Annotated in this window: 26 protein-coding genes; 10 read left to right on the top strand and 16 right to left on the bottom strand. The window is 65.2% G+C overall.

The features are described from left to right. Positions 1–105: 105 nt before the first annotated feature. Positions 106–939: a LysR family transcriptional regulator gene (locus tag NLM27_RS07705; protein WP_254148774.1), complete on the bottom strand. Its 834-nt coding sequence runs from the start codon at positions 937–939 to the stop codon at positions 106–108. A 126-nt stretch (positions 940–1,065) separates the two neighbouring features. On the opposite strand from NLM27_RS07705, the gene NLM27_RS07700 reads away from it, so the two are divergent. The 3 genes from NLM27_RS07700 (at position 1,066) to NLM27_RS07690 (ending at position 4,034) form a co-directional block, all read left to right on the top strand. After that, positions 1,066–1,659, top strand: a complete 594-nt coding sequence (locus NLM27_RS07700) for a cysteine hydrolase family protein (protein ID WP_254142774.1) — start codon at positions 1,066–1,068, stop codon at positions 1,657–1,659. A gap of 101 nt (positions 1,660–1,760) precedes the next feature. Next, positions 1,761–3,110 (top strand): caspase family protein, encoded by a 1,350-nt coding sequence (locus tag NLM27_RS07695; RefSeq protein WP_254142773.1) that lies wholly within the window; start codon positions 1,761–1,763, stop codon positions 3,108–3,110. 99 nt (positions 3,111–3,209) lie between these two features. Then, the gene (locus tag NLM27_RS07690; RefSeq protein ID WP_254142772.1) at positions 3,210–4,034 is read left to right on the top strand and encodes an SDR family NAD(P)-dependent oxidoreductase; all 825 of its coding nucleotides are present in this window, start codon (positions 3,210–3,212) and stop codon (positions 4,032–4,034) included. 68 nt (positions 4,035–4,102) lie between these two features. Here NLM27_RS07690 and NLM27_RS07685 read toward each other — a convergent pair whose 3' ends face one another. Beyond that, complete coding sequence (locus NLM27_RS07685) at positions 4,103–5,209, bottom strand: DUF2778 domain-containing protein (RefSeq protein ID WP_254142771.1); 1,107 nt, start codon at positions 5,207–5,209, stop codon at positions 4,103–4,105. Between the two features lie 660 nt (positions 5,210–5,869). Here NLM27_RS07685 and NLM27_RS07680 point away from each other — a divergent pair. Both NLM27_RS07680 and NLM27_RS07675 read left to right on the top strand, forming a co-directional pair. Beyond that, on the top strand, positions 5,870–6,394 hold the full coding sequence (locus NLM27_RS07680) for a FecR domain-containing protein (RefSeq protein ID WP_254142770.1): 525 nt from the start codon (positions 5,870–5,872) through the stop codon (positions 6,392–6,394). 73 nt (positions 6,395–6,467) lie between these two features. Next, on the top strand, positions 6,468–8,357 hold the full coding sequence (locus NLM27_RS07675) for a CHASE2 domain-containing protein (protein ID WP_254142769.1): 1,890 nt from the start codon (positions 6,468–6,470) through the stop codon (positions 8,355–8,357). Positions 8,358–8,406: 49 nt separating this feature from the next. Here the strand turns inward: NLM27_RS07675 and NLM27_RS07670 are convergent, their stop codons facing one another. From NLM27_RS07670 to NLM27_RS07655, 4 genes are all read right to left on the bottom strand, one after another. Further along, on the bottom strand, positions 8,407–9,909 hold the full coding sequence (locus NLM27_RS07670; RefSeq protein ID WP_254142768.1) for a glycosyltransferase family 39 protein: 1,503 nt from the start codon (positions 9,907–9,909) through the stop codon (positions 8,407–8,409). Between the two features lie 6 nt (positions 9,910–9,915). Further along, positions 9,916–11,049: a glycosyltransferase family 2 protein gene (locus NLM27_RS07665; protein ID WP_254142767.1), complete on the bottom strand. Its 1,134-nt coding sequence runs from the start codon at positions 11,047–11,049 to the stop codon at positions 9,916–9,918. A gap of 256 nt (positions 11,050–11,305) precedes the next feature. Beyond that, positions 11,306–11,509 carry a hypothetical protein gene (locus NLM27_RS07660; RefSeq protein ID WP_254142766.1) on the bottom strand — a complete coding sequence of 68 codons (204 nt, stop codon included), beginning with the start codon at positions 11,507–11,509 and terminating at the stop codon, positions 11,306–11,308. Between the two features lie 139 nt (positions 11,510–11,648). Then, on the bottom strand, positions 11,649–12,029 hold the full coding sequence (locus NLM27_RS07655; protein WP_254142765.1) for a hypothetical protein: 381 nt from the start codon (positions 12,027–12,029) through the stop codon (positions 11,649–11,651). A 101-nt stretch (positions 12,030–12,130) separates the two neighbouring features. On the opposite strand from NLM27_RS07655, the gene NLM27_RS07650 reads away from it, so the two are divergent. After that, positions 12,131–12,967 (top strand): DUF72 domain-containing protein, encoded by an 837-nt coding sequence (locus NLM27_RS07650; RefSeq protein ID WP_254142764.1) that lies wholly within the window; start codon positions 12,131–12,133, stop codon positions 12,965–12,967. A 9-nt stretch (positions 12,968–12,976) separates the two neighbouring features. After that, positions 12,977–13,438, top strand: coding sequence for a DUF488 family protein (locus tag NLM27_RS07645; RefSeq protein ID WP_254142763.1), 462 nt, complete (start codon positions 12,977–12,979; stop codon positions 13,436–13,438). A gap of 102 nt (positions 13,439–13,540) precedes the next feature. Here the strand turns inward: NLM27_RS07645 and NLM27_RS07640 are convergent, their stop codons facing one another. From NLM27_RS07640 to NLM27_RS07615, 6 genes are all read right to left on the bottom strand, one after another. Beyond that, positions 13,541–14,455, bottom strand: coding sequence for a PhzF family phenazine biosynthesis protein (locus NLM27_RS07640; RefSeq protein WP_254142762.1), 915 nt, complete (start codon positions 14,453–14,455; stop codon positions 13,541–13,543). A gap of 153 nt (positions 14,456–14,608) precedes the next feature. Continuing rightward, positions 14,609–15,916 carry an adenylate/guanylate cyclase domain-containing protein gene (locus NLM27_RS07635; RefSeq protein WP_254142761.1) on the bottom strand — a complete coding sequence of 436 codons (1,308 nt, stop codon included), beginning with the start codon at positions 15,914–15,916 and terminating at the stop codon, positions 14,609–14,611. A 29-nt stretch (positions 15,917–15,945) separates the two neighbouring features. Next, the gene (locus NLM27_RS07630) at positions 15,946–17,109 is read right to left on the bottom strand and encodes an ABC transporter permease (RefSeq protein WP_254142760.1); all 1,164 of its coding nucleotides are present in this window, start codon (positions 17,107–17,109) and stop codon (positions 15,946–15,948) included. Then, on the bottom strand, positions 17,106–18,038 hold the full coding sequence (locus NLM27_RS07625) for an ABC transporter ATP-binding protein (RefSeq protein ID WP_254142759.1): 933 nt from the start codon (positions 18,036–18,038) through the stop codon (positions 17,106–17,108). Before NLM27_RS07625 ends, NLM27_RS07630 begins: the two co-directional genes overlap by 4 nt. Next, positions 18,035–18,823 carry an HlyD family secretion protein gene (locus NLM27_RS07620; protein ID WP_254142758.1) on the bottom strand — a complete coding sequence of 263 codons (789 nt, stop codon included), beginning with the start codon at positions 18,821–18,823 and terminating at the stop codon, positions 18,035–18,037. The genes NLM27_RS07625 and NLM27_RS07620 overlap by 4 nt, the downstream gene beginning before the upstream one ends. Continuing rightward, positions 18,820–19,515, bottom strand: a complete 696-nt coding sequence (locus NLM27_RS07615) for a TetR/AcrR family transcriptional regulator (RefSeq protein WP_254142757.1) — start codon at positions 19,513–19,515, stop codon at positions 18,820–18,822. Before NLM27_RS07615 ends, NLM27_RS07620 begins: the two co-directional genes overlap by 4 nt. Before the next feature lie 108 nt (positions 19,516–19,623). Between NLM27_RS07615 and NLM27_RS07610 the strand changes: the two genes are divergently transcribed. Genes NLM27_RS07610 through NLM27_RS07600 form a run of 3 tightly spaced genes read left to right on the top strand, consistent with a single transcriptional unit; the run spans position 19,624 to position 20,846 of the window. After that, entirely contained in the window at positions 19,624–19,959 is a 336-nt protein-coding gene (locus tag NLM27_RS07610) for a helix-turn-helix transcriptional regulator (protein ID WP_254142756.1), read from the top strand. Then, on the top strand, positions 19,956–20,420 hold the full coding sequence (locus NLM27_RS07605) for an SRPBCC domain-containing protein (RefSeq protein ID WP_254142755.1): 465 nt from the start codon (positions 19,956–19,958) through the stop codon (positions 20,418–20,420). Before NLM27_RS07610 ends, NLM27_RS07605 begins: the two co-directional genes overlap by 4 nt. 12 nt (positions 20,421–20,432) lie before the next feature. After that, entirely contained in the window at positions 20,433–20,846 is a 414-nt protein-coding gene (locus tag NLM27_RS07600; RefSeq protein WP_254142754.1) for a GFA family protein, read from the top strand. A gap of 122 nt (positions 20,847–20,968) precedes the next feature. Here the strand turns inward: NLM27_RS07600 and NLM27_RS07595 are convergent, their stop codons facing one another. The 4 genes from NLM27_RS07595 to NLM27_RS07580 all read right to left on the bottom strand — a co-directional run bounded on the left by NLM27_RS07595 (position 20,969) and on the right by NLM27_RS07580 (position 24,367). Continuing rightward, on the bottom strand, positions 20,969–21,379 hold the full coding sequence (locus NLM27_RS07595) for a DUF2000 family protein (protein ID WP_254142753.1): 411 nt from the start codon (positions 21,377–21,379) through the stop codon (positions 20,969–20,971). 80 nt (positions 21,380–21,459) lie between these two features. Beyond that, positions 21,460–21,849 carry a DUF4189 domain-containing protein gene (locus NLM27_RS07590; protein WP_254142752.1) on the bottom strand — a complete coding sequence of 130 codons (390 nt, stop codon included), beginning with the start codon at positions 21,847–21,849 and terminating at the stop codon, positions 21,460–21,462. A 215-nt stretch (positions 21,850–22,064) separates the two neighbouring features. After that, positions 22,065–23,669, bottom strand: a complete 1,605-nt coding sequence (locus NLM27_RS07585) for an NTP transferase domain-containing protein (RefSeq protein WP_254142751.1) — start codon at positions 23,667–23,669, stop codon at positions 22,065–22,067. Then, positions 23,666–24,367, bottom strand: a complete 702-nt coding sequence (locus tag NLM27_RS07580) for an XdhC family protein (protein ID WP_254142750.1) — start codon at positions 24,365–24,367, stop codon at positions 23,666–23,668. The genes NLM27_RS07585 and NLM27_RS07580 overlap by 4 nt, the downstream gene beginning before the upstream one ends.

Genomic DNA, 24,367 nt, shown 5'->3' with positions numbered 1-24,367 from the left:
AGGAGCGGGCTAATAGACGAAGCACGTCCGGGTTGCAAGAGGATGCGCAAGATTTTTCGTCGCGTGTTGCGCACTGTGACACAATGATCACGATGCGACGTCGCGTCAGGGGCGCGACATCTGCTGGAAACATGCCCGCACCCAGTCGATCGTCACGCGTGTCGCGGCATCGCGCTTGAGATGGTTTTGCACGAGCAGCCAGACGTCGCGTCGCTTCGGCAGCAGCGTGGCGCGCAGGCGGCGATCGCCGAGCAAGTCGGCGCAGCTGTGCTCGGGCAGCACGCCGGCGGCCTGATGCGTCCGGATCAGCGTGCGGATGATGCGGACGTTGTCGGTCACGCAGCGAGGTCGGATTTTTTTCGCCCGCAGAAACTGCATTTCCGGAGTGGCGCCGAGTTCGTCTGGATAGGCGCACTGCACCGGCTCGCCGTCAGTCGTGATCGGCTCGAAATAATAGATGCGCACGTCTCCAAGCCTGGAAATGGAAAAATCGCCCTTGTCGGGCTTGCGTAGACGGATCGCGAGATCGGCTTCCCAGCGCGAGAACCTGACATTCTCGCTCGATGTCAGGAATTGCAGCGTGAGGCCGGGATTGGCGCGCAGGAAGTCGCTCGCATGTGGTGCCAGCACCTCCTCGGCAACCGCATTGGTGGAGGCGATGCGCAGGCGCCCCACCGGACCCGGCAGGCTTTCACTGACGCGGCCGATCTCGGCGGCGTGCGCGGCCATCGCCTGGACATGCGCGAGCACCACCTCGCAACTCCGGGTCGGTTTGCGGACGCCGTCCGCGGCTTCGAACAGGCGCAGGCCGAGCGCACGCTCGATGCGCGACAGCCGGCGGCCGACCGTGGTCTCGTCGATGCGCAGCCGCGCGCTGGCCCCTGCATAGGTGCCCTCGTCCCTGATCGCGGCGATGATGCGAAGGTCGTCCCAGTTCATGGCTTCAAGGCTACATCGGCCGGCAAGCGCCTGCAATATTGCAGCCATCGGCTGCAATATCCCTGCATATCGGCAGGCCGCCGAGGAGCTATGCTCGGCTAACTCACGCCCTGGAGATCTGAGATCATGACGTCCGCAAAGACCCTGCTGCAGCTCGCCGGTGCCGACCTCACCCCGCCGCGTCTTGGCGACGCCGCGCTGGTGCTGATCGACATCCAGAACGAATATCTTGCAGGTCCCCTCGCCCTGCCCGGCGCCAAGCCTGCGATCGCGCGGGCGGCCGCCCTGTTGGCGCGGGCGCGCGAGCGCGGATCCGCGATCATCCACATCGCCCATCGCGGCAAGCCCGGCAGCCTGTTCGATCGCTCTGCCGACCGCGGCGCCATCGTCGCCGAGCTTAGCCCCCGTGCGGACGAGCTCGTGATCGAGAAGGAGTTGCCGAACGCCTTCGCCGGCACCGACCTGCAGGCGCAGCTCGCCGCGAGCGGACGCAAGAACATCGTGCTGGCCGGCTTCATGACGCATATGTGCGTCAGCTCCACCGCGCGTGCCGCGCTCGATCTCGGTTTCCGCACGACCATCGATGCCGATTCCTGCGCCACGCGTGATCTGCCCGACGGCCGCGGCGGCGCGCTGGACGCCGGGACCATCCACGAGGTCGCACTGGCCGAGCTCTCGGACCGTTTTGCGATCATCGCGCGCGGCGACGCGCTGGCATGAAGCTCCGACTGAATTTGGGCGTTCCCGGCGAGGGGCATTGAAGTCGGCCCGGCAAGCGCTAATCTCAAGGGATATTTTCGATATTTCCTTGGACGGCATTCATGCGAGCTTTTTCCAGATTTCACCTGGCCAAACTTTGCCTCGCCCTCCTTGCCTGCTGGCTGTGCCCTGGTCCTGCATCGGCGGAAACCCGGGTCGCGCTGGTGATCGGTAACGGCGCCTATGCCTCGACGGCGCGGCTTCCGAACCCGTCGCACGATGCCGAAGACGTCGCCACCTCGCTCAAGCGCAGCGGCTTCGAGGTCCTGCAAGGGATCGACCTGCGCCAGGCCGAGATGCAGGACCTGACCATCCGCTTCGCGCGCGCCGCAGGCAGAGCCGATGTCGCCATGTTCTACTACAGCGGCCATGCGATGCAGTACAACGGCGTGAACTATCTGATGCCCGTCGACGCCGTGCTGACCGATGAAGCAGACCTCAAGCGCTTCGTGCGGGTCGACGACATCGTGAACGACCTGCAGCAGGCCAAGAACCTGCGCATCCTGGTGCTCGATTCCTGCCGCGACAATCCGCTGGCCGAAACCCTCAAGCGCTCGGCCGGGACGACGCGGGCTGCGTCGATCGGACGCGGGCTGTCGAAAGTCGAGGCGCCGCGCGGCACGATCGTGTCGTTCTCGACGCAGTCCGGACAGACAGCCGCCGATGGCGTCGGCCGCAACAGTCCCTACACGACCGCGTTCCTGAAGCACATCGAGAAGCCGCACGAGATCGGCGACGTCTTTCGCGACATCAGCAGCGACGTCTATGACGCGAGTGGCAAGACCCAGCTCCCGGAGCTGTCGCTGTCGATCATCGGCAAGTTCTACCTGAACGGACAGGTCGCGGTCGCACCGACCGCGCCCCAGGCCGCGCCGCGGCCCGATCCCTGCGCAGCCGCAGAGGCGCACTGGAAGGCCGCTGACGGCATCGGCACCGTCGGCGCCTTCGAGGATCATCTGGCGCGATTTTCGAGTTGCAGCTTCGCCAATCTCGCCAAAGCGCGGCTCGACGGCATGAAGAAGACGGCGCTTGCGCCGGCGGCCGACGGCGCCCGGGCCGGTGGGACCAAGGCCTTCGACGGCAACTGGGACGTGACCTTGCACTGCCAGGCTTCGGGCAAGGCACAAGGCTTCACCAGATCCCTGTCCGGCACCGTGACAAACGGTGTGTTTCACGCCGAGTCTCTGGGCAAGGACGGCGGCACTCGGCTGGAGATCGATGGCCAGATTCCGCCGGACGGCAAGACGACATTGAGCGCGCGCGGGACGACGGGGGCGAGCGCTTATACCCTCAACAACCTCGCGCCCGGCTCACCCTATGCCTTCACGGTCGATGCGCAGTTCGAACGCAGCCGCGGCAGCGGCAAGCGCAACGAGGCGCGTGCTTGCAACCTGGTTTTCGTCAAGCGCTGATCGTGCGATCATCGCGACTGCGCTGGGTACACGCGTTGCACCGACGCGTGTGGCGATGGTCCTCGCAATCGACTGACATCTCACAACAGGAATAAGATCATGACATCGCATGACACGGCGAAGATTTTGGCGGGCAAGGTTGCCCTGGTGACTGGTGCGGGTCGCGGGCTCGGCCGCGCTTTTGCAGAGAAGCTCGCCGCACTCGGCGCCGACGTTGCCATCCACGGCATGCGCGAAAACGGCCCGGCGGAATATGGCGAGGGCACGACGCTTACCGCGGTGGCCGTCGAGATTGGCCGGCAATTCGATGTCCGCAGTCAGCGCGTGCTCGGCGATCTCACCAGGGGCGAGGACATCGCGCGCGTGATTGCCGAGACGGAAGGCGCGCTCGGTCCGATCGACATTCTCGTGCACAATGCCGGCGGCGACATCGCAGCCGCCGGCGGCAAGCCAGATCCGAACGATGCGGTGAACATCAAGGAGGCCGACGTGCGCGCGGTGCTGGAGCGCAACCTGCTCTCCACCATCCTGACCTGCCAGGCGGTCGCGAAGGGCATGATGGAGCGGCGATCCGGCCGCATCGTCACGCTCGGCTCGGTCGCGGCCTTCAAGGGGCGCACCCAGGGCTCGATCTATGCGGTGTCGAAGGCCGGCGTGACCCACTACACGCGATGCCTCGCCGACCAGCTCCGTCCCTACGACATCGCGGTCAACTGCATCGCGCCCGGCGATACCCGCACCGGCCGCTTCCTCGGCACCCGCGCGGTGGATCCGAACCGGATGGTCGAGAGCGGCACGCTCGACCGCATCGCGACCGTCGACGAGGTCGCGCGCGTCGTGGAGTTCTTCGCCGGCCCCATGGGCGCCTTCGTCTCGGGCCAGGTGCTGCGGATCGACGGCGGCGGACAGTGCTGGCCGGGCTGACAACGGGCCCGTGAAAAGAAAAGGGCCGCTGGAGCGGCCCTTTTTGCATCATCCGGAATAAGCGGAGATCACTCCACCCGCGCCAGCACCGCGAGCTTGCGGATGCCCTTGTTGCGGTAGGCGTCGAGGAAGGCGTAATAGTCCTTGAACGACACGCAGCCGTTGGAATCGCCGTTCGGCCCGAGCATGAAGGTGTGGGCGAGCAGACCGTCGCGGCCGTAAATCGCGCTCTCGCCGCCGATCGGGGTCAGGCGCAGCGCCGGCACGCCGTGGAACAGCGCCTCGCGCGGCTTCAGTGTGTAGATGTGCGGCGGCGTCACGCCGCGCATGCGTTGGCGCTGGGAGCGCGGATCGTCGAGATTGGAGCCGAGCCCGGAATGCGCCTCGAGCTTGGTGCCGTCGGGCAGATACACGGTCTTGGCCGTGATGTCGTAGACCGCGGTGTCGCGCTCATAGGGCGGCGCGCCGCCGAACATCGGGTTCTGCTCCTTGGGCGCGATGGCAGCGGTGATGCTGGCATCGGCCGAGGCATAGGCAAGCAGCCCGCCGGACGACTCACGCTTGCCCCAGAGCTTTTCGACCATCGACTGCCGCGGCCCCGTGATCGACATCACCGCGGCCTTGGCGCGATCGGCGAAGGATTTTGGTTTTGCCTCGGGCGCCGGCACGATCTCGGCCGGATCGGCCGAAGCCAGTTGCACGCCTGCGTCAGCGCGCTTGGCCTTGGCAGCGTCAGCGGTCTTTGCGGAGCCGTGCGGCTTCAGCGCTTCCGCGACCTTCGCGATCACGCCCGGCTTCGCGGGCTCTTTCGGCGCGTCCTTTGCGGTTTCCTTGGCCTCGGCAACGACGGTTGCGGGAGAGGCGGGCGCGGCGGCGGCCGCATTCGAGGCCACGCCTTGCGTTGCAGCCGCGGCAAAGCGCTCATTGAACATCTCGCGCGAGATCGGGGCGGCGACCTGCAGCCGGTCGGGCAAGAGCGCGAAGGCTTCCTTGACCGCCTCGCCCGCATCGCGCAGCGCGACCTTCGGCGCACGCTTGATCACGGGCTCGTCATAGCCAATGCTGCCGACGGTCGGATAGACGCTCGCGCCGAAAACGTTGCTGTAGATGGTCCAGCCAGCGCCCATCACGACGCAGCCGATCGCCGCGGCGCCAAGCCAATTACGGGAGGTCATTTTCCGGGAAGATTTCCGCGAATAGCTCTTGGACTTCCGTGCCGCGTTACTCTGCGCAGCGATACTCGTACTCATTCGCCTTGCGTCCAGGACGGTGTCACTCAGTCCCCCTTCGAAGTGCCGCTGGTCACGATCCGGGAACAGCATCTCGCAGAGGGTCGGAGCGTCATTAAGGCGACTTTTAGTTAAATGCGGATTAAGTTCGGGCGGATGTGGGGCGACGCGTCAACGTTGTCCCATTTCGAGAAAAAAGCCCGCAGAAATACGGACTTAGTCGAAACTGTTAACCATAATTCTCCGCCGGTTCACGCAGGTGGATAACGTCTCTGGCCGCGTTGCAAGACGCACCCAACAACGCCTTTTTCGTGATCATCAACCGGGCCGACCATCGCGCCGAAGGGTTGTCCGAGGCTGGTGGCCCCGAGTCCGTCGGCCATGCCGCAGACCCAACTGATAGCGGCAACAGCTGGCGCACATCACGCATCGCGCGCGGGAGATCACGCGGCACGGCGCCGTGATTGAAAGTTGATCGCGCCGGTCTGGAAATCGCCACCACGAGAAAATAGCTGCCATCTCGGCACTTTTCAGCAGCCTCTAGGCGTGATACGGTACCGTATCGCCTCGCCTTGAACTGTGCCGAGCACGCAAACGGAGGCTGGCATGAGAAGGATCGCGCGCGCAGGGTTTTTCGCCCTGGCGGGGTTGTTTCTGTTGACTGGATCTGCAACTGCACAGCCTGCAGCCAATGTGGGCTGCGCGGCATCGCCGTCGGCCGCTGGCACGCAGACCTGGCGCTGCAACAATGGCATCACGATCGTTACGGAAAACGGCGCCCGATTTGAACTAAAGGACGCCAACCGCGACGGACAAATAGACTCCGTGGAGTTGAGCAGCAAAGCGCTGCTGGTCGAAGTGCCCAAGAAGCCCGGCGGCAATCCCTTCAAGGTGCTGACCCCGCAGGCGATCGCCGCCGTGCGCGGCACGAAATGGGCAGTCGATGTCGCTGACGCCAAGACCTCCGTGTTCGTCGCCGACGGCCGGGTCGGCGTGACCCGCAGGGCTCGCGGACGCGGTGTGGTGCTTGGACCGGGCGAAGGCGTCGATGTCGAGGCGACCGGCCCGTTGACCGTCAAGACATGGGGCCAGCCGCGCGTCGATGCGCTGATGGCAAGACTTGGACAATAAGACTCGGACAATAGGCCGGGTCATTGGGCTCGGACAATTGCATTGGACGATAGAGAGATTGCAAAAAGACCGCATGCGTAGCCGAGGCGTTCAGATCCTCGTGGCACTCGTCCTCACCGCATTGTGGGGCGCAGGCGTCTTTGCCGCGCACGCCAACGGCCATCTGCGCTTTCTCGACCGCCTCGAGGCGACGCTGACGGATTGGCGGACTCAGGTCCGCGGCGTGCGGCGTCCGCCCGATCTCGTCACCATCGTCGCGATCGACGATACCGTGGTGAAGCGCGGCGGCAGCTATCCGCTGCCACGCGCGGATCTTGCGCGCGTCGTCGACACCATCGTGCAATTCAAGCCGAAGGTCGTCGCGATCGACCTGCTGCTGGTCGACCGCAGCGCCGCGATCGGGGATGCGACGCTGGCGAACACGCTCGCCACCGGTCCCATGGTGCTCGCGGCCGCCGCGATCTTCCCGGCCGCCAGCGAGGCCGTGGTGCCCAGCAGTGACGATCCCCTCGCCGTGCTGCCGCAGGCCGAACGCTTCCTGCTGCCGCTGCCCGCCTTTGCCGATCATGCCGAGGTCGGCGTCGTCAACGTCGCAACGGGACAGTCGGGCTCGCCGCTCTCGGTGCCGATGTTGTTCCGGACCCGCGACAAGGTCGAATTGTCATTTCCGTTGCGCGTCGCGGCGCGTGCGCTCGACAAGCCGCTGACGATCGCACCCGATCATCTCATGCTCGGCGACCGCGCGGTGCCGACCGACACCGACTTCGCGCTGCCGATCACCTATTACGGCCCGCGCCGCACCATCCGCACCGTCAGCGCGCAGAGCATCTTCGACGGCACGCTCAGCCGCGCCGCCATCGAGAACCGAATCGTCGTGATCGGCGCCTCGGTCGCCGGCGGCGGCGACTTCTACCCGACGCCGTTCGATTCCCTGATGCCGGGCGTCGAGGTGGTCTCGACCGCGATCACCCATCTCGTCGCCGGCGACGGCATCGTGCGCGACCGCAGAGTTCGTATCGCCGACGCATTCGCCGCGATCCTCTTGCCGATGCTGCTGGTCGGGCTGCTCGCCTGGCGGCGCAGCACGCTCGGCATCGTGGCGGCGACCGCGGTGATGATCGCCTGGGCCGGGCTCAACGTGTTCGCGTTCACGCACGGCGTCTGGCTGAACGCCGCGACCACGCTCGCGGCCACAGTGCCGCCGGTGGCAGTCTTTATCGGCGCGCAATTGTGGGCAGGAGGCCGCCGCACGCAATATCTCGCCGCCAAGAGCCGGTCGCTGGCGCAATTGCAGGCACCGGCGGTGCAGGAGTGGCTGGCGCGCGATCCTCATTTTCTGTCGAAGCCGGTTCGCCAGGACGCTGCCGTGGTCTTCATCGATCTGTCCGGCTTCACGGCGCTGAGCGAACGGACCGATCCGGACGCGCTCCAGGAAATCCTGAAGGCGTTTCACGCGCTGATCGACAAGACCGCGGTCGATTGCGGCGGCATGATCACCGGCTTTCTGGGCGACGGCGCCATGATCCTGTTCGGCCTGCCACGCGCCATGCCCGATGACGCGGCGCGGGCGCTGACATGCGCGATCGACCTGCATCGCGGCGTCGAACGCTGGATCGCCTCGCTGCCGCCAGCGATCGAGGATCAGATCGGCTTCAAGATCGGCGCGCATTTCGGCGAGATCGTCGCCTCCCGCCTCGGCGAGAGCCATCAGCACATCACGGCGACAGGCGACACCGTCAACGTCGCGAGCCGGCTGATGGGGGTCGCCGCGCAGAACGACGCGCGGCTCGCGCTGAGCGATACGCTGCTGGATGCTGCCGACTTCCACGGCGCTCCCGACGGCATCCTGACAGGCCCCCTCCTCACCCAGGTCCGCGGCCGCTCCGGCGTCGTGACCGTCTGGTTCTGGCGCGACCGGGATGGGCCGAGGCAGGACACGACGAAGGCAGAGACGGTCGACTGAACGCCCACCGCGTCTCCCCAACACTCCGCCGTCGTCCCGGCGGAGACCGCTACCGCGCTTCCGGCGGCGGGGAGCGGTCGAGCACGTCGCCCTTGGCGCCTTCGAGCAGATCGATGCCGTAGGTCTCGACCACGAGCGGCCCGCGCTTGCGCTGCAATTGCGCAATTTGCGTCACCGTCGCAAAGAGGTCGTTGAGGGCGGGATGACCGCCTGCGCGCAGCTCGTCCACATAGAGCAGCTTACCGGCGAGCAGCTTGGGATCGGGCTCGGGCATGTTGACCCAGCGGATGCGCTGGGTCTGCTGCGCCACGCAGGTGCCGGGCGGCAGATAAAAGGCGAGCCAGCCCGTTGTGCCGTAGTCCTGCGCGAGCACACAGGTCGCGCCACTACGCGCGCGCACCGCTTCGATCTCGGCGGCAAGCTCGCGCCAGCCGACGCCGACGCTGCGCACGGTGGCATCGCGGCGATATCCAGACAACCAGCCGGTATTGGCCTGCACGATCAGGGCTACAAACATCACGATGCCCACCGGCGCCGCCCAGCGCAGGCAGAAATCGACCAGCCTACGCGGGCGCGGCCTCCATTGCACGAGGTTGGCGGCGGCTGCCGCGGCAACGACGAAGGGCGGATAGATCGGTGCGAACCAGTTGGCCTCGACGCGGGCATGCAGCGAATGCCAGATGAAATAGGCGACGATGGTCCAGAACATCGTCTCGATCAGCACCCGCGAGGCCAGCGCGCCGGCCCGGTGCCAGGTCAACGCGTGCAGGCCCATCGCGCCGAGGATGAAGACGAGCGGGGTCGCGAACGCGATCTGGGTCGGGATCAGCTCGGCGATGAAAACGGGGCGAAAGTCCTCGATCTTGGCACGGCCGAGCTGCTTTGCGAACGAGACCCAATGATGATCCGCGTTCCAGAGGATCACCGGTGAGAACAGCGCCAGCGCAACGAGACCGCCGAGATAGGGCCAGGGCGAGAGAAACCAGCGCCGCAGCTTTGGCACGGAAGCGAGCCAGATCAGGATCGCCGCGCCAAAGAACATCGCGGTGTATTTCGACAGCAGCGCCGCACCAACGGCTGCGCCGACCGCGAGCCACCAGGCCCCGCGTCCGGTCTCCAGCACTTTTGCGAGGAAGAACAGCACGAAACTGGAGGCGACCAGCAGCGGCGCATCGGGCGTCACGATCAGCGTGCCGACCGAGGCCATCATCGTCACGTTGAGCAGGATGGCGCTGTTGGCGGCCACGCGCGCGCCGCCGAACAGGATCGCCGCGGAGCGATAGACCGCATAGCTCATCGGCAGCGCCAGCAGGATCGAGACGAGGCGAACGCCGAGCTCGGTGTCGCCGGCGATCATCGTGCCGGCGCGGATCACATAGGCCACCATCGGCGGGTGGTCGTAGTAACCGCCCGCCAGATTCTTCGACCACATCCAGTAATAGGCTTCGTCGAAGGTAATCGGCGTGAACGCGGCCGCGACCAGCCGCAGAGCCACCAGCGCAAGAATCACCAGCGCGGTGTTGCGGATGATCCGCGCGTCAGCTCCGCCCATATCGAGCTATTTCTTGCGCCAGACGAACAGTCCGGACATCGCGTAGTTCCACACCACGCCCATCAGCGCGCCGGCCATGCCGGCCAGCCACCAGATCGGCTCCTGGTCGTAGACCGAGAAGGCGACGCCGACATTGGCGAGCAGCCCGACGCTACACACGATGTAGAACGCGATCAGGCCGCGCAGCAGCGCAAAGCCCTTCAGGCGCTGGTCGCGATAGGTGAGGAAGTTGTTGAGGATGAAATTGCTGGTCATGGCGACGATGGCGCCGGCGGCCTGCGCCTCCGCGAACGGCGCCTTGAACAGCTGAAGCCCGAGGAACAGCGTGGTGAGATGCACCACGAGACCGATGCCGCCGACCATCGCGAACAGGATGAAGCGCAACGAGACGATGTCGTTGCTCAGCTTGGCAAGGACGAGGCCGAGGAAATCGAGCGCGACCATGGAATCGAGCTTGCTCTCGCCGTGCTGGCGGGCGCCGAAGGTGTAGGGAATCTCGACGGCCCGCAAGCCGCCGTGCGCGGTCGCGACGACATCGAGCAGGATCTTGAAGCCGTGCACGGAAAGCTTTGGCGCGAGCTGCTCGAACCGATCGCGGCGAATCATGAAGAAGCCGCTCATGGGATCGGCGATCTCGACCCGCAGCATCTTCTTGGCGACCTCGGTCGCCAGGGCGCTGGCCCCGGCGCGCTGCTTGTTGAACCCCTCGCTCTTGTAGCCCTCGATATAGCGGCTGCCGACCACGAGGTCGGCCTCGTCGCTCGCGAGCAGCAACAGCATCTTCGGCAGCTGCGTCTCGTCGTGCTGGAGGTCGGCGTCGATCACGGCCACATAGGGTGCGCTCGAGGCGAGAATACCCTCGATACAGGCGCCCGAGAGGCCGCGACGGCCGATGCGGCGGACACAGCGGACGCGGCTGTCGCGCAGCGCCAGCGCGCGCACGACGTCCCAGGTGCCGTCGGGTGAATTGTCGTCGACGAACACGACTTCCCAGGCAACGTTGGCAAGCGTCGCCTCCAGCCGCCGGTACAGCACCGTGACGTTGTCGCGCTCGTTGAAGGTCGGGACGATGACCGACAGTTCCGGCCCCTCTTGAGCCTGTGGAAGGGCGTCGGCGCCCGGTCTGATCGCTTCGTTCATGACGGCAGCGTATATCTGCCGCGTCCTGCGCTGCCAAGTTCTAGCGCTGCCAAGCCGGGGGTTGTCCGGGGAACGGCCCGAAGGGGCCCCAAAATGCCAACGACCCCGGAACGGCGGACCGCGCGTACATCCGGCGCAAGCCTAAGCTATTCCAAGGTCGTCCCAGCGCCGGAGTTTTCGCTCAACGTCGCCGTTGAAAGCTAGATAGGAACGAGGAATCCGCTTCGCAAGGGGGCTAAAACCCGTTTTTCGTGCCCTATTGGTTGGGTACTTCCCGGATCACAGGTCCCCGTGGCGCCGGAGTTGCAGGGGCTGCGGGCGCCGTCGCGGGGGCGGGTTCGACTTTCGCCGGCTTGGGCGCCTTGCCGTACTGTCCGATCGGCCCGAACATGACGGCGACCGCAAGCACGATCGCCGCGACGATCGCGCCCAGAATGCCCCCCACCGACTCAGACGACATGGACCCACCCCTGCTTCAGATGGCCCAGTGATACCATGGATGCGCGCGCAGCCGGAAGGCCTGCCGACGGGGCGAATCGCGAGTAGCGAATTGAAGGCAGGTTCTCTGGCCCTACTCGCTATTCGCCACGCCCCATTCCCTACTTCGCCGGCGACCGGTGCTTGACGTAGGCCGTCACGATGTCCTTCTGCGCCGACTCCACCGCCCTGTTCGCGGTAGCGAGATGGGCACCGGAATCGATGTTTGGATATTGCGTGGTGAGATAATCGAGCAGCGCCACCCGGTAATATTGCCGCTCCGACGGACAGGCGCCCGCAACCGAGCGGCCGAAATCCTGTTCCGACAGGCCCTGGTTGGAGTCGCGCGAATATTCCCGCGCCAGGCAATGCCAGTAATCGTCGCGGCCCTGCTGGGCGAGCTTCTGTGCGCTTTTCGCATCGTCGTCATCCGCCAAGGCGGAAGACATCATGGCAGCAGATGTCATCACGACGAGCGCGGCTCCCACCAACAGCATCCGCATTCTTGTTCTCCTTCTTCGCGGCTCCCACCTGCAAGCTTAGACGGGACGGCCCAACTGGCCAATCACATCTGGTTTGATTAGGATGGGGTCCCTCCCCGTCGATGCGAGATCCTTCCGTGGCCAAAGCAAAAACTGCGTCCAAAAAATCCGGCAACATCTTCATCGGCATCGGCGGCTGGACCTTCGAGCCGTGGCGCGGCGTGTTCTACCCGGAGAAGCTGACGCAGGCGAAAGAGCTGTCCTACGCCGCCTCGAAGCTGACCTCGATCGAGATCAACGGCACCTATTACGGCTCGCAGAAGCCGGAGAGCTTCCGCAAATGGGCAAGCGAAGTGCCCGAAGGTTTCGTGTTCTCGGTGAAGGGACCGCGCTTCGCCACCAACCGCCGCGTTCTCGCCGAGGCCGGCGATTCCATAAAGCGGTTCTACGATTCCGGCGTGCTGGAGCTCGGTGACCATCTCGGACCCGTGCTCTGGCAATTCGCGCCGACAAAGAAGTTCGACGGCGCCGATTTCGGCAAGTTTCTGGAGCTGCTGCCGCGCAAGCTCGACGGGCGCGCGCTGCGCCATGTCGTGGAAGTGCGCCATGACAGTTTCTGCACGCCTGATTTCGTCGCGCTGATCCGCGAATTCGAGACGCCTGTCGTGTTCGCCGAGCACGGCAAATATCCGGCGATTGCCGACGTTGCCGGCGATTTCGTCTATGCAAGGCTCCAGAAGGGCAATGACGAGATCAAGACCTGCTATCCCCCAAAGCAGCTCGATGCCTGGGCCGAGCGCTTTCAGGCCTGGGCTTCGGGCAGTGAACCCGACGATTTGCCGAAGGTTGATCAGGCCACACCGAAGAAGGAGCCACGCGACGTGTTCGCCTATGTCATCCACGAGGGCAAGGTGCGGGCGCCGCACGGTGCCATGGAACTGATCGCGCGGGTGAGCTGAGGATGGCCCATGGCGAAGGCGAAAAAACTCTTCACCATCGGCTATGAGCAGACGCCGCCCAAGGCGGTGCTGGACGAGCTGGAGCAGGCCGGCGTCAAGCTCGTGGTCGACGTGCGCGCGGTGACGTCATCGCGGCGGCCGGGTTTTTCGAAGAAGCAGCTTTCAGCAGGCCTCGATGAGCGCGGCATCGCTTATGTCCACCTCGCTGCGCTCGGCACGCCCAAGGAGGGCCGGCTCGCTGCACGCAGCGGCCAATACGATGTGCTGGAGAATATCTATTCAAGGCACCTGAAGACGCCGCAGGCCAGGGAAGAAATGGACGAGCTCTCGGCTCTGGTGAAGAAGGCTGGCCCCGTGTGCCTGCTCTGCTACGAGCGCGACCACACCCACTGCCACCGCCAGATGATCGCGGAAATCATCGAGGAGCGCGATGGCGTCACGGTGAAGAATTTGGCGGGACGGCAGGCCTGACCGTCATGGCCGGGCTTGTCCCGGCCATCCACGAACTTCTTCCCCCGCGGCCAAGACGTGGATGCCCGGGACAAGCCCGGGCATGACGAAGGGAGATAGAGCTCAGCCCTCCCCTGCCAGCTTGAACTTCCCTTCCATCATCTGCACGCAATGGCCGCCAACATGGGCGGAAACGATCTTGCCGTCCTGCTTGCGCACGCGGGTCAGAAGGAGACTCGGCCGGCCCATGTCGAAGCCCTGGCCGATGGTGAGCCTCAATTCGCCGTCGCGCGTGGGATCGAGATCAGCGAACAGCGCGGCGGCCGCAACCGTCGCGCTGCCGGTCGCGGGGTCCTCGATCAGGCCGCTTGCTCCGGGAAAGAACATCCGCGCCTGACGCTCGCAGGGTGCCTCCACTGCCGGCACATCGCTCGCATAAAAGTAGACCGCGAAAGCGCCGTCACGTGGCAGCATCCGGCCGAACGCCGCGGCATCGGGCTTGGCCCGCCGCACCGCCTCGCGCGATTGCACCTCCGCGACCACGAAGGGCGTTCCGACGCCGACGACTTGCGGAGCATGATGATCGGTCCTGATGTCATCTGCCGTCAGAGAGATGCAGGCCGCGACCTCCTCGGCAGAACATTGTGCAAGCCGCGACAGCGGCTGCGGCGCAGTGAGCTCGGTGCTGACCACGCGGCCCTGCTCGCGGACAATATCGACCGGAACGAGCCCCGCCTTCTCCTCGAACAGCAGGCGGGGTTTCGGCTCGCCGGCAAGGCTTGCCAGCACGAAGGCGGTGCCGACATTGGGATGGCCGGCAAAGGGAAGCTCCCTCACCGGCGTGAAGATGCGTACCTCTGCATCATTGGCCTTGTCGCGCGGCGGCAGCACGAAGGTCGTCTCGGAATAGTTGAACTCGGTCGCGATCGACTGCATCTGCGCGGTCGTGAGCGCGCCGGCATCGAGCACCACGGCGAGCTGGTTGCCGCCGAAGGCGCGGTCGGTGAACACGTCGACGGTGACGTAGCGGCGCTGCATCTTCGCTTCCTCTTCGCAAATCGCAGCCGCGATCGACTGCATCGCCGGCAGTCTACAAGCCGGCGATGTCGTCCGTCATGCCCCAAAATTCGGAGCAATCGGAGCAATCGCTGATGATGGAAGAGAGCTGCATGCAGCAACGTGTGGTGCTGGCTATCCCAGCTGAAACACCGCGACCGGCCGCTCATAGCCGCGCACCTTGACCTCGCCGAGCGCAACGGCGTCGCTGCCGTCGTCGCCCAGCGCCTCGCGGACGGTTGCGGAGATCAGGAGCTGCGAGCCGAACTCCTTGTTCAGCGCCTCCAGTCGCGAGGCGAAGTTCACGGTGTCGCCAATCACAGTGTATTCCTTGCGCCGGGGCGAGCCGATATTGCCGGCGACGACCTCGCCGAAATGGATGCCGATGCCGATCCGCAGCGGCCAGCTGGTCTGGGCGTTGATGCGATCCATCGCGGTCAGCATCTCGCGGCCGGCGGCGACGGCGCGGTGCGCGGCATCGGAGGCCTCAAGCGGCGCGCCGAACAGCGCGAGGAAGCCGTCGCCGAGAAACTTGTTCACGATGCCGCCCTGGCGGTCGAGGATGTCGACCAACACGGCGAAGGCGCCGTCGAGCCGGTCGACCACCTCCTGCGGCGTGCGCGACTGCGCGCCGGCGGTGAAGCCGCGGAAATCGACGAACATCACCGCAACGCGACGGAGATCGCCGCTTGCGCTCGTTCCCGCCGCCATCAGCCGTTCCACCACCTGCGGGGAGACGTGCTGGCCGAACAGATTGGTCACCCGGTCGCGCGCGGTGGCGGCCGCAATGCTCGCGGCAAATTGCCGCCGGAGCTGGGCGCCGACGGCGCCGGCGAGCACGCCGCCGATCAGGATGATGATGCTGCGCACGGCATGGAGATAGATCAGGGGTTCGTCGCCATCGCCAGCCGAGTTGTAATACAGCGCTATTGCCAGAAGTCCGGCTGCGGCCACGAAACCTGTGAATGCGGAGAGCCAGAAATCGAGCCGCAGGGTCGAGAGGATGACGAAGATGAAGTACATCAGCGGCACGGCGAAGCCGAGCGCCTGGGGCGCGCCCATGGACCGGATTTGCAGGACGAGGATCACCGTGGGCAGCGACGTCTCGATCAGCGTGCCGATATAGCGCCTGATCACCGGCAGATCGCGATCGAGGCGGAGGTTCTTCCTGATCTGGGTGTGGACCCAGACTTCGAACAGGATGAAACCGGCCAGAAGGCCGTAGACCTCGATGATCCCTTCCGTTCCGCGCCAGACCCGGTTCACCACGGCAGGGTCGATCATGTAGATCGCGGTGAGGAACAACATCATGACGCAGCCCGTCATGATCAGCGCGCGCACCCGCAACAGCTCGGTGCGCAGCACCTCCCGTGTCAGCTCGCGCTCGAAATCCTCCGATAGTGCGGCGTGCTGCCGCGCCTTCCTGCTGGCAAACCTGACCATTCCGCCCCTCGATTCCGGGGCATTGTGCCTCAATCCAGCGTACGGCGGAAGCGCGTCACGGCGATGGTCATGGCGAGGAGCATCAGGGCCGCCAGCGCCAGCATGTCGAAGCGCAGGTTCTGCATGGTCGCGCCCTTGAGCATGATGGCGCGGATGATGCGCAAATAATGGGTCAACGGCAGGCCTTCGCCGAGATATTGCGCCCAGGCCGGCATGCCCGCGAAGGGGAACATGAAGCCCGACAGCAGAATGCTGGGCAGGAAGAACATCATCGACATCTGCATCGCCTGGAGCTGGTTCTGCACCAGGGTCGAGATGGTGTAACCGATCGCCAGATTGGTGGTGATGAACAGCGTCGAGAGCAACGCCAGCAGGAACAGGTTGCCGAGCACGGGCACGCCGAACAGGCCGACGCCGATGCCAATGATGAGGAAGGCCTGGAGGAAGCCGACCAGGACGTAGGGCACGATCTTGCCGAACATCACCTCGACCGGCTTGATCGGCATCGACAGCAGGCTCTCCATGGTGCCGCGCTCGACCTCGCGCGTGACCGACAGCGCGGTAAAGATCAGCATGGTCATGGTAAGGATGGTGCCAACGAGCCCCGGCACGATGTTGAGGCTCGAGGCCGCGGCCGGATTGTAGCGGGCATGCGCGCGGATCTCGAACGGCATCTCCGGGGGATCGCCGATGTAGAGATCGTGCTTGAGCGCGGTCTGAACCACCATGCCGAGCGATCCGATCGCCGAACTCGCCGCCACCGGATCGGTGGCGTCGGCCGCGACCAGCAGCGCCGGCTTGTCGCCGCGCCGCACCGCGCGCTCGAAGCCGCGCGGGATCTCGACGCCGAACAGGACCTTGCCGGATTTCAAGAGATTGTCGAAATCGTCGACATCGTGCACCTCGTAGAGGAAGCGGAAATAGGCGGTGTTTTCCAGCGCCTTCAGGATCGAGCGGGCGAGGTCCGAGTCCTCCTGGAGCAGCACGGCGCTCGGCAGATGGCGCGGGGTGGTGTTGATGGCGTAGCCGAACAGCAGAAGCTGCATCACCGGCAACATCACGATCATCGCGAACGAGACGCGATCGCGCTTGAGCTGGATGAACTCCTTGACCAGCATCGCATAGGAGCGCTTCCAGAAGCCGAAGCGCTCCCGGATTTCGTGCGTTGGGGCTGGCTGATCGACGGCGCTCATTGGAAATTATCCTTGGAGCGGCTCATCAGCTCGATGAACACATCTTCCAGCGATGGCGACGATTTGTGCCAGTGCAGGCCGCTCTTGTCTTGCCAGGGCGCGATGCTGGCTTCGAGCGCAGCGACATCACGGCCGGAGACGTGCAGAGAGGTGCCGAACGGCGCGACCATGTCCACGCCGGGCTTGCCGGTGAGCGCGGCCGTGAGCTCGTTCAGTTCCTCGCCCGTCACGGTGTAGGTCGTCAGCGCGGATCCCGCGATGACCTCCTCCACCGTGCCATGCGTCAGCAGATGACCGTAGGCGATGTAGGCGATCTCGTGACAGCGCTCGGCCTCGTCCATGTAATGGGTCGAGACCAGCACGGTGAGGCCATCGGCCGCCAGCGCGTGAATCTCGTTCCAGAAATCGCGCCGTGCCTTCGGGTCGACGCCGGCGGTCGGCTCGTCCAGCAGCAGCAGTTTCGGGCTGGGCAGCGTGCAGGCACCTAAGGCCAGCCGCTGCTTCCAGCCGCCGGAGAGCTCGCCCGCAAGCTGCTCCTCGCGGCCGGAGAGTCCGAGCCGCTTGATCATGTCGCGCGCAGCACCGCGCGGGTCCGTCAGGCCATAGAGCCGCGCGACGAATTCGAGGTTCTCGCGGACGGAGAGATCCTGATAGAGGCTGAAGCGCTGGGTCATGTAGCCGACCTGGCGCTTGATCTTGTCGGCGTCGCGCCGGATGTCATAGCCGAGGCAGGTGCCCTCGCCGCTGTCTGGCGTCAGCAATCCGCAGAGGATGCGGATGGTCGTGGTCTTGCCCGAGCCGTTGGGCCCGAGGAAGCCGTAGATCGAGCCGCGCTTCACCTGCATCGACAGATCGTGCACGACCTCGCGGCCGCCGAACGATTTCGTCAGGCCCTTGACGTCGATCGCGATGCCGTTGCCGCCACTCATCGCCTGTCCGCCACAGGAGTCTTTGGATTGAGATAGACGTTGATCGGCTGTCCAACGCGCAGGGCGTCGGGGCGCGAGGGCCGCGCCTGGATCAGATAGACCAGCTTGTTACGCTCTTCGAGACTATAGATCACGGGCGGGGTGTACTCGGCCGAGGTCGCGATGAAATAGATCTTTGCGGTGAGATCGGCCGCGCAATTGTCGCAGGCAATCCGCACCGTGTCCCCGATCGCAAGCTTGGGCAGCTCGGTCTCCGGCACGAAGAAGCGCAGCTTCATGTTGCCGGGCGGCATGATCGAGAGCACCGGCCGCTGCGCCGCCACCATCTCACCCTCGCGGAAATAGATCTGCTGAATGGTCCCGGCAACGGGTGCAAACCCCTTGCGCCGCGCCAGCCGGGTCTGCGACGTCACTACCCGCGCCTCCGCGACCCGAAGGTCCGAGACGGCGGAATCGAGCGACGCCTGCGTTCCGGAGCCGGTCTTTCTCAGCGACTCCGCGCGATCATGGGTCTGCTGCGCGTTCGCCAACGTCGCCTTGGTCTGATTGAGATCGGCAAGCTGGAGATCGTCGTCGACGGAATAGAGCTGATCGCCGACCTTTACTTCTTCGCCTTCACGAATGTTGAGCTTCGTCACCCGGCCCGCTTCGTCCGGACTGACATAGATCATGTCAGCTTCGACCCAGCCCTGGAAGCCGGGATCGCGCTTCTCCTTGCAGCCGGCCAGCCCGGTCGCGAGCGCGATCGTCAGTGCTAGACTGAAAATTGCCTGTGACGACGTCATGTCGTCCTCCGTTCGCCAAAAATCAGATCGAGATGGACGCGCAGCATGTCCTGCGCGTCGAGTGGCGCGTGCCGCGCAAACAGGCTCTGCCAGATCACCGCGATCATCGCGGGCGCGACCAGGATCTGCGGATAGCGCGCGAGATTCTTCTCGCGGATCTCGCCGCGGGCGATGCCAAGCTCGATCAGGGCGCGCATGCCGGCGATCCCGCGCGAGACGACCTCGCGGTAGTAGAAATCGGCAACGGACGGAAAGCGCGGCCCCTCCGCCACGATCAGGCGTACGAGATCGCCCCGCCGTGTGCCGATGACCTCCTTGAGGAAGTTGCCGGCAAAGGTCTCGATGAGCTCGCGCACCGTTCCGGTTGGCGGCGGCAGCGCATTCAGCCGCGCCACCACGGGGACGATGACGATGCGCACCAGCTCCTCGAACATCGATTCCTTGTCCTTGAAGTGCAGGTAGATCGTGCCCTTGGCGACGCCGGCGCGCTTGGCGATGTCGTCGAGCCGCGTCGCGGCAAAGCCGCGCGCGATGAACTCCTCCATGGCCGCCTCCACAATCGCTGCGCGCCGCTCCGCCGCGCGCGTGGCGCGGTTCGAGGCAGGCACCGCGTCGTTGCCATGAGGCGCATCGCCCCCAGCCTTGGCGCGATCTGCGGATGACGTGGCGATTTTGGTCGGCTTCTTTGTCATGATCAATTTATGACTGACTAGTCAGTCACTGTCAATCTCCAAAAGTCATTTGAGCGAACGAAATGAATTAGCATTGACTAATGCATTAGTATCGGCTAATTGAAACTCATGGTCGAAGCCACACCAAATCCCATCACCACCGTGATGCGCGCCCTCGGCGACCCGACCCGTCGCGCCGTGTTCGAGCGGGTGTTCGAGAGCAAGGAGATCAGCGTCGCCGAGCTCACGCGCGGCAGCGGCGTGACCCAGGGCGCGATCTCGCAGCACCTGAAATCCCTCAAGCAGGCCGGCCTCGTCGCCGAGCGTGCCGAGGGCCGCAACGTCTACTACCGCGCCGCGCCGCAAGGGCTCGAGCCCCTGGTCACCTGGATGGACCATTACGGCGTGTTCTGGCGCGAGCGCTTCCAGAACCTGCGTGACCTCTTGAAGGAGATCGATCCGTGAGTGCAGCCGAGTTGAAAGCCGAGACAAAGGACATCGTCATCGACGAGGTCTTCCCTCATGCCGCCGAGACGATCTGGAAGGCGTTGACCAGCGCTCAGCTGATTGCGCGCTGGCTGATGCCGCCGGCCGGTTTCGAAGCAGTCGAAGGCAACACGTTCACCTTCAAGACCAACCCGGCGGGCGCCTGGGACGGCACGATCCATTGCCGCGTTCTCGAGGTCGTGGCTTGCAAGCGCTTTTCCTATGCGTGGAAGGGCGGCGACGAGGGCAACACCGGCTACGGCTCGGCGCTCGACACCGTCGTCACCTGGTCCCTCACGCCGGTCGAAGCAGGAACGCGCGTGCGTGTGGTGCATTCGGGCTTCGTGACGCCGAAGAACGACACCGCCTATCGCAACATGAGCGATGGCTGGGTCAAGGTGGTGCAGCGGCTCGACGCCATCGCCGGCGAAGACAAGTAAGGAGACATCGCGATGGAGAAGCCCTTTACCGGTGGCTGCGCCTGCGGTGAGATCCGTTATTCGATTGCCGGCCAGCCGTTGTTCAGCAACCATTGCCAGTGCCGGGACTGCCAGCGGGAAAGCGGCAGCGGTCACGGCTCGTACATGACCTTCGCGCGCGCCGGCGTCACGGTGACCGGCGAAGCCAGGCACTGGGACATGATCGCCGACAGCGGCAACGCGAAGACGCGCGGCTTCTGCACGCAATGCGGCGTGCCTGTCTATCTGACATTCGCCGCAATGCCTGACATCTTCACCATCCGCGCCGCAAGCCTCGATGAACCTGCGCGCTACAAGCCGCAAGTGGTGACTTATGCGGCGCGCGGACATGAGTGGGACCGCCTCGATCCCGACTTGCCCAGGTTTGAGGGTATGCCGCCGGGATAGTCACGCACTCCGTCATTGCGAGGAGCACTTGCGACGAAGCAATCCAGAAACCCTCCGCGGAAAGATCCTAGATTGCTTCGCTGCGCTCGCAATGACGACGTGGAAGCTGTCGAGCGCCCTCACTAGCTATGAAACTTCAGCCCATCGACGATCTTGTCGATCACCTTGCGCTCGGCGCGCATCGCGATGCCGACGAGATTAAGCTCGGTGCGCCCCACGCCCCTCACCGCCTCGCGATTGGCGGCATCATGCGTGGTCTTGAACATGTCCTCGGTATAGACCGCAGGCTTGACGTTGCGGGTGAGTGCGCGGTCAAGCGCGCGGGTCAATGCCGGACCATCGGCGCCGTAGATCAGGATCGGCTGGCCGATCAACGCATGATATGTCGTGCCCGAGGCGTCCTCATAGGCTTCGCCGATACATTCCGGAAAAGCTGCGGCGATGCCGCTGGTGAGGAAAGATGCGACGTTGAGCTTCTGCCAGGCCTGAAGATCGGTGCGGATCACGACCGCGATCTTGGTATCGAACTGCATGCAATTCCTCGAATGTCATTCCTCATGCGATGCTACGCATCGCCGCGGACTGACAGCAAGAGGAATTAGCGCTCGACGGATCAACCCTTGGCGTCGCAGGCCCAGGCGCGGATCACGCATTCCTTGCCGCCGTATTTGTAGCATTCGCGCGTGGCGGCATTGAGCGACGCCGAAATCTTCGGCTTCACGGCATAGCCGTAGGCACCGCAGGGATTGGCGAGATCGACCGAAATTGCAGCGCAGGCGCGCTTCATCGTCACCGTCGTGCAATCGCCCTTGCATTGCTTCTGTGCAGCGGCGCGAGCCTCGTGCTCGGCGCCATAGTCAAAGGCCTGGCCATAGGCGCCGCACTTGCCGACCGCGATGGCGCCGGCGGCATGGGCTTCGGTGATGTAACGAGCGCCGGAGACACAAACCGACAGCGCAAAGAAAAACATCGCGCAACGGCGCGCGACGACGTTCGAAGCCATGGAAAAGCCCCTCCCCCCAAGGCAGGTGCAGACGACTCTAAGCGGCGGTCGTTTCCAGATGGTGAACGGGTGGTTGAAATCGAGCCGAATGGGAGGTGCCGTAGGGCGGGCAAAGCGAAGCGTGCCCACCAATTGTAGACGACATGCACCGAGAGATGGTGGGCACGGCGCTACGCGCCTTTGCCCACCCTGCGGCACCGTCATTTACGGCAGCGTCACCCCCGTCTTGCCGCTTCCAGCGCCTGCGGGGTGTCGATGTCGAGGAAGGCGCTCTCGCCGTCGACGGGCACCTCGGCGACGGCTTCGGCGTGCTTGGCGATCAGGTGTCGCGCACCGACGTCGCCGTCGAGGGTCAGCAATTCCTTGAAGAAGCGGCGCGACCACAGCACGGGATTGCCGCGTCGGCCTTCGCTGACGGGTACGACGATGAGATTGCCGCGGTCCGGCGCAAAGCCGTCGATGAGGCGGTCGATCAGGCCGGCGTCGATCAGCGGCATGTCGCCGAGACACACCACGGCGCCGTCAAAGCTCTCGGGCACGGCCGCGATGCCCGTCTTGACCGAGGTCGCGATGCCGCCAACGAAATCCGGATTGCGGACAAATTTGACCTTCAGGCCTTGCAACGCCTGCTCGACCAGCTCGGCCTGATGGCCGGTAACGACGATCACCTCGGACGCCTTCGAGGCCAGTGCCTGTTCAGTGGCAATTCGCACCAGCTTCTTGCCGTCGAACTCCGCGAGCAGCTTGTTTGGCCCGCCCATCCGGGTCGAGCGGCCCGCCGCGAGCACGATTGCCGCGACCTGGCGGTTGCCCTCGGTCTCCGGCTGTGCGCGCGGCTGCGGCCGCGTCACGATCTCCATCAGGAGGCCGCCGACGCCCATGCCCATCAGTTCGGAGCGCGTCACCTTGATGCCGGCAAGCAGCCGCATCAGCACCCAGTCGAAGCCGTTCTCGACCGGCGAACGCGCACAGCCCGGCGCGCCCAGTACCGGCACGCCGCCGGCCCGCGCGATCAGCAGCAGATTGCCGGGGTCGACCGGCATGCCGAAATGCTCGATCTCGCCCCCGATCCCCGTGACCGCCGCGGGAATGACGTCGCGGCGATCGGCGATCGCGGACGCCCCGAACACAATGACCAGTTCAGCGCCAAGCCCGAGCAGTTCCTTGATCGCGGCCGACAGCGCGCGCTCGTCGTGCTGGACCCGCCGCTCGGCAATGATGCTGGCGCCGGCCGGCGCCAGCCGCTCGGCGGTCACGCGCAGCGTCTTGTCGATCACCTTGGAGGACAGGCCCGGCAGTAGCGTCGAGACCACGCCGACGCGCTGGATCACATAAGGCGCGATCTTCAGGACGTCGTTGCCGGCCGCCTTCACCGCGGCGTCGCGCAAGGCGCCCTCGACGCCGAACGGGATGATCTTGACGGTACCGACCATCTCGCCCTCGACCACCGGCTTGTAGGCCGTGAGCGTGGCAAAGGTGATGGCCTCGTCGATATTGTTGATGCGGTCGACCGCGGCGCGGTCAATCACCAGCACGCCCGGGCGCGCGGCGAACAGGTTGGCGCGGCCGGTGAAGGCACGCTCGACATGGATGCCCTCGCCGCCGACGGCGAGCGCGATGCTGGCGGCGGCGATATCCTCGGAGACGTCGCCCTCCTCCATGCGCACCACCACGACCTCCTTGATGCCGGCACGCGTCAGCGCTTCGACTTCCGCAGGTCCGATCGTCGTGCCTTTCTTCAGCACCAGCGGTCCCTGGCGCAGGGTGTGGACGGTCACACCCCCGATCGCGTCCTTGGGGCTCGCCGGTCCGAACTTCATGCCGCTTCTTCTTTTTCTTTTGGAGGCAGGCGGAGCACCGCCGTGATCTCGGCCATGATCGACACCGCAATCTCGGACGGAGAGACCGCGCCGATCGCAAGTCCAATGGGCGCATGGATGCGCGCGATGTCGCTTTCCTTGGCGCCCTGCGCCCGCAACCGGTCGCCGCGCTTGGCGTGCGTCTTCCGCGAGCCGAGCGCGCCGATGTAGAAGCAGTTGCGCTCGAAGGCGTGCAGCAGCGCGGGATCGTCGATCTTCGGATCGTGCGTCACCGCGACGAACGCGGTGTAGGCATCGACATTGAGCGGCGGCAGCGCCGTGTCCGGCCATTCCGCGACGAGAGGAATGTCGGGAAAGCGCTCGGGGCTGGCAAAGGCCGTACGCGGATCGACCACGGTGACGTCATAACCGAGCGAGCGCGCCAGCGGCGCCAGCGCCTGGCTGATATGGACCGCGCCGACGATGACGAGCTTTGCGGTCGGCGCGTAGACGTTGAGGAACAGCTTCTTGCCGCCGGCTTCGACATTGGCGCTCTTGCCCATGCGAAGCTGCTTGTCCAGCTCGGCGCGCAGCGGATCCTTGGCAAAATCCGCGGCCTTCACCAGACGCTGCTCGCCGCTCTCGGTATCCGTCACCAGGATGACCGGCCGGCGCGCGGTGCGCTCGGCATTGAGTTCGTGCAGGATTGCGAGCTTCAC

Origin of the sequence: Bradyrhizobium sp. CCGB12 (assembly GCF_024199845.1) — a bacterium.
Taxonomy (GTDB): Bacteria; Pseudomonadota; Alphaproteobacteria; order Rhizobiales; family Xanthobacteraceae; genus Bradyrhizobium.
Note: the sequence above shows the minus strand (reverse complement) of the source record. Positions and strands in the feature narration are given on the sequence as shown.

What these genes read in the sequence shown, in the direction of transcription:
- NLM27_RS07705 (WP_254148774.1), bottom strand. Translation starts at nt 939, where the DNA reads ATGAACTGGGACGACCTTCGCATCATCGCCGCGATCAGGGACGAGGGC.
- NLM27_RS07700 (WP_254142774.1), top strand. Translation starts at nt 1,066, where the DNA reads ATGACGTCCGCAAAGACCCTGCTGCAGCTCGCCGGTGCCGACCTCACC.
- NLM27_RS07695 (WP_254142773.1), top strand. Translation starts at nt 1,761, where the DNA reads ATGCGAGCTTTTTCCAGATTTCACCTGGCCAAACTTTGCCTCGCCCTC.
- NLM27_RS07690 (WP_254142772.1), top strand. Translation starts at nt 3,210, where the DNA reads ATGACATCGCATGACACGGCGAAGATTTTGGCGGGCAAGGTTGCCCTG.
- NLM27_RS07685 (WP_254142771.1), bottom strand. Translation starts at nt 5,209, where the DNA reads ATGACCTCCCGTAATTGGCTTGGCGCCGCGGCGATCGGCTGCGTCGTG.
- NLM27_RS07680 (WP_254142770.1), top strand. Translation starts at nt 5,870, where the DNA reads ATGAGAAGGATCGCGCGCGCAGGGTTTTTCGCCCTGGCGGGGTTGTTT.
- NLM27_RS07675 (WP_254142769.1), top strand. Translation starts at nt 6,468, where the DNA reads ATGCGTAGCCGAGGCGTTCAGATCCTCGTGGCACTCGTCCTCACCGCA.
- NLM27_RS07670 (WP_254142768.1), bottom strand. Translation starts at nt 9,909, where the DNA reads ATGGGCGGAGCTGACGCGCGGATCATCCGCAACACCGCGCTGGTGATT.
- NLM27_RS07665 (WP_254142767.1), bottom strand. Translation starts at nt 11,049, where the DNA reads ATGAACGAAGCGATCAGACCGGGCGCCGACGCCCTTCCACAGGCTCAA.
- NLM27_RS07660 (WP_254142766.1), bottom strand. Translation starts at nt 11,509, where the DNA reads ATGTCGTCTGAGTCGGTGGGGGGCATTCTGGGCGCGATCGTCGCGGCG.
- NLM27_RS07655 (WP_254142765.1), bottom strand. Translation starts at nt 12,029, where the DNA reads ATGCGGATGCTGTTGGTGGGAGCCGCGCTCGTCGTGATGACATCTGCT.
- NLM27_RS07650 (WP_254142764.1), top strand. Translation starts at nt 12,131, where the DNA reads ATGCGAGATCCTTCCGTGGCCAAAGCAAAAACTGCGTCCAAAAAATCC.
- NLM27_RS07645 (WP_254142763.1), top strand. Translation starts at nt 12,977, where the DNA reads ATGGCGAAGGCGAAAAAACTCTTCACCATCGGCTATGAGCAGACGCCG.
- NLM27_RS07640 (WP_254142762.1), bottom strand. Translation starts at nt 14,455, where the DNA reads ATGCAGCGCCGCTACGTCACCGTCGACGTGTTCACCGACCGCGCCTTC.
- NLM27_RS07635 (WP_254142761.1), bottom strand. Translation starts at nt 15,916, where the DNA reads ATGGTCAGGTTTGCCAGCAGGAAGGCGCGGCAGCACGCCGCACTATCG.
- NLM27_RS07630 (WP_254142760.1), bottom strand. Translation starts at nt 17,109, where the DNA reads ATGAGCGCCGTCGATCAGCCAGCCCCAACGCACGAAATCCGGGAGCGC.
- NLM27_RS07625 (WP_254142759.1), bottom strand. Translation starts at nt 18,038, where the DNA reads ATGAGTGGCGGCAACGGCATCGCGATCGACGTCAAGGGCCTGACGAAA.
- NLM27_RS07620 (WP_254142758.1), bottom strand. Translation starts at nt 18,823, where the DNA reads ATGACGTCGTCACAGGCAATTTTCAGTCTAGCACTGACGATCGCGCTC.
- NLM27_RS07615 (WP_254142757.1), bottom strand. Translation starts at nt 19,515, where the DNA reads ATGACAAAGAAGCCGACCAAAATCGCCACGTCATCCGCAGATCGCGCC.
- NLM27_RS07610 (WP_254142756.1), top strand. Translation starts at nt 19,624, where the DNA reads ATGGTCGAAGCCACACCAAATCCCATCACCACCGTGATGCGCGCCCTC.
- NLM27_RS07600 (WP_254142754.1), top strand. Translation starts at nt 20,433, where the DNA reads ATGGAGAAGCCCTTTACCGGTGGCTGCGCCTGCGGTGAGATCCGTTAT.
- NLM27_RS07595 (WP_254142753.1), bottom strand. Translation starts at nt 21,379, where the DNA reads ATGCAGTTCGATACCAAGATCGCGGTCGTGATCCGCACCGATCTTCAG.
- NLM27_RS07590 (WP_254142752.1), bottom strand. Translation starts at nt 21,849, where the DNA reads ATGGCTTCGAACGTCGTCGCGCGCCGTTGCGCGATGTTTTTCTTTGCG.
- NLM27_RS07585 (WP_254142751.1), bottom strand. Translation starts at nt 23,669, where the DNA reads ATGAAGTTCGGACCGGCGAGCCCCAAGGACGCGATCGGGGGTGTGACC.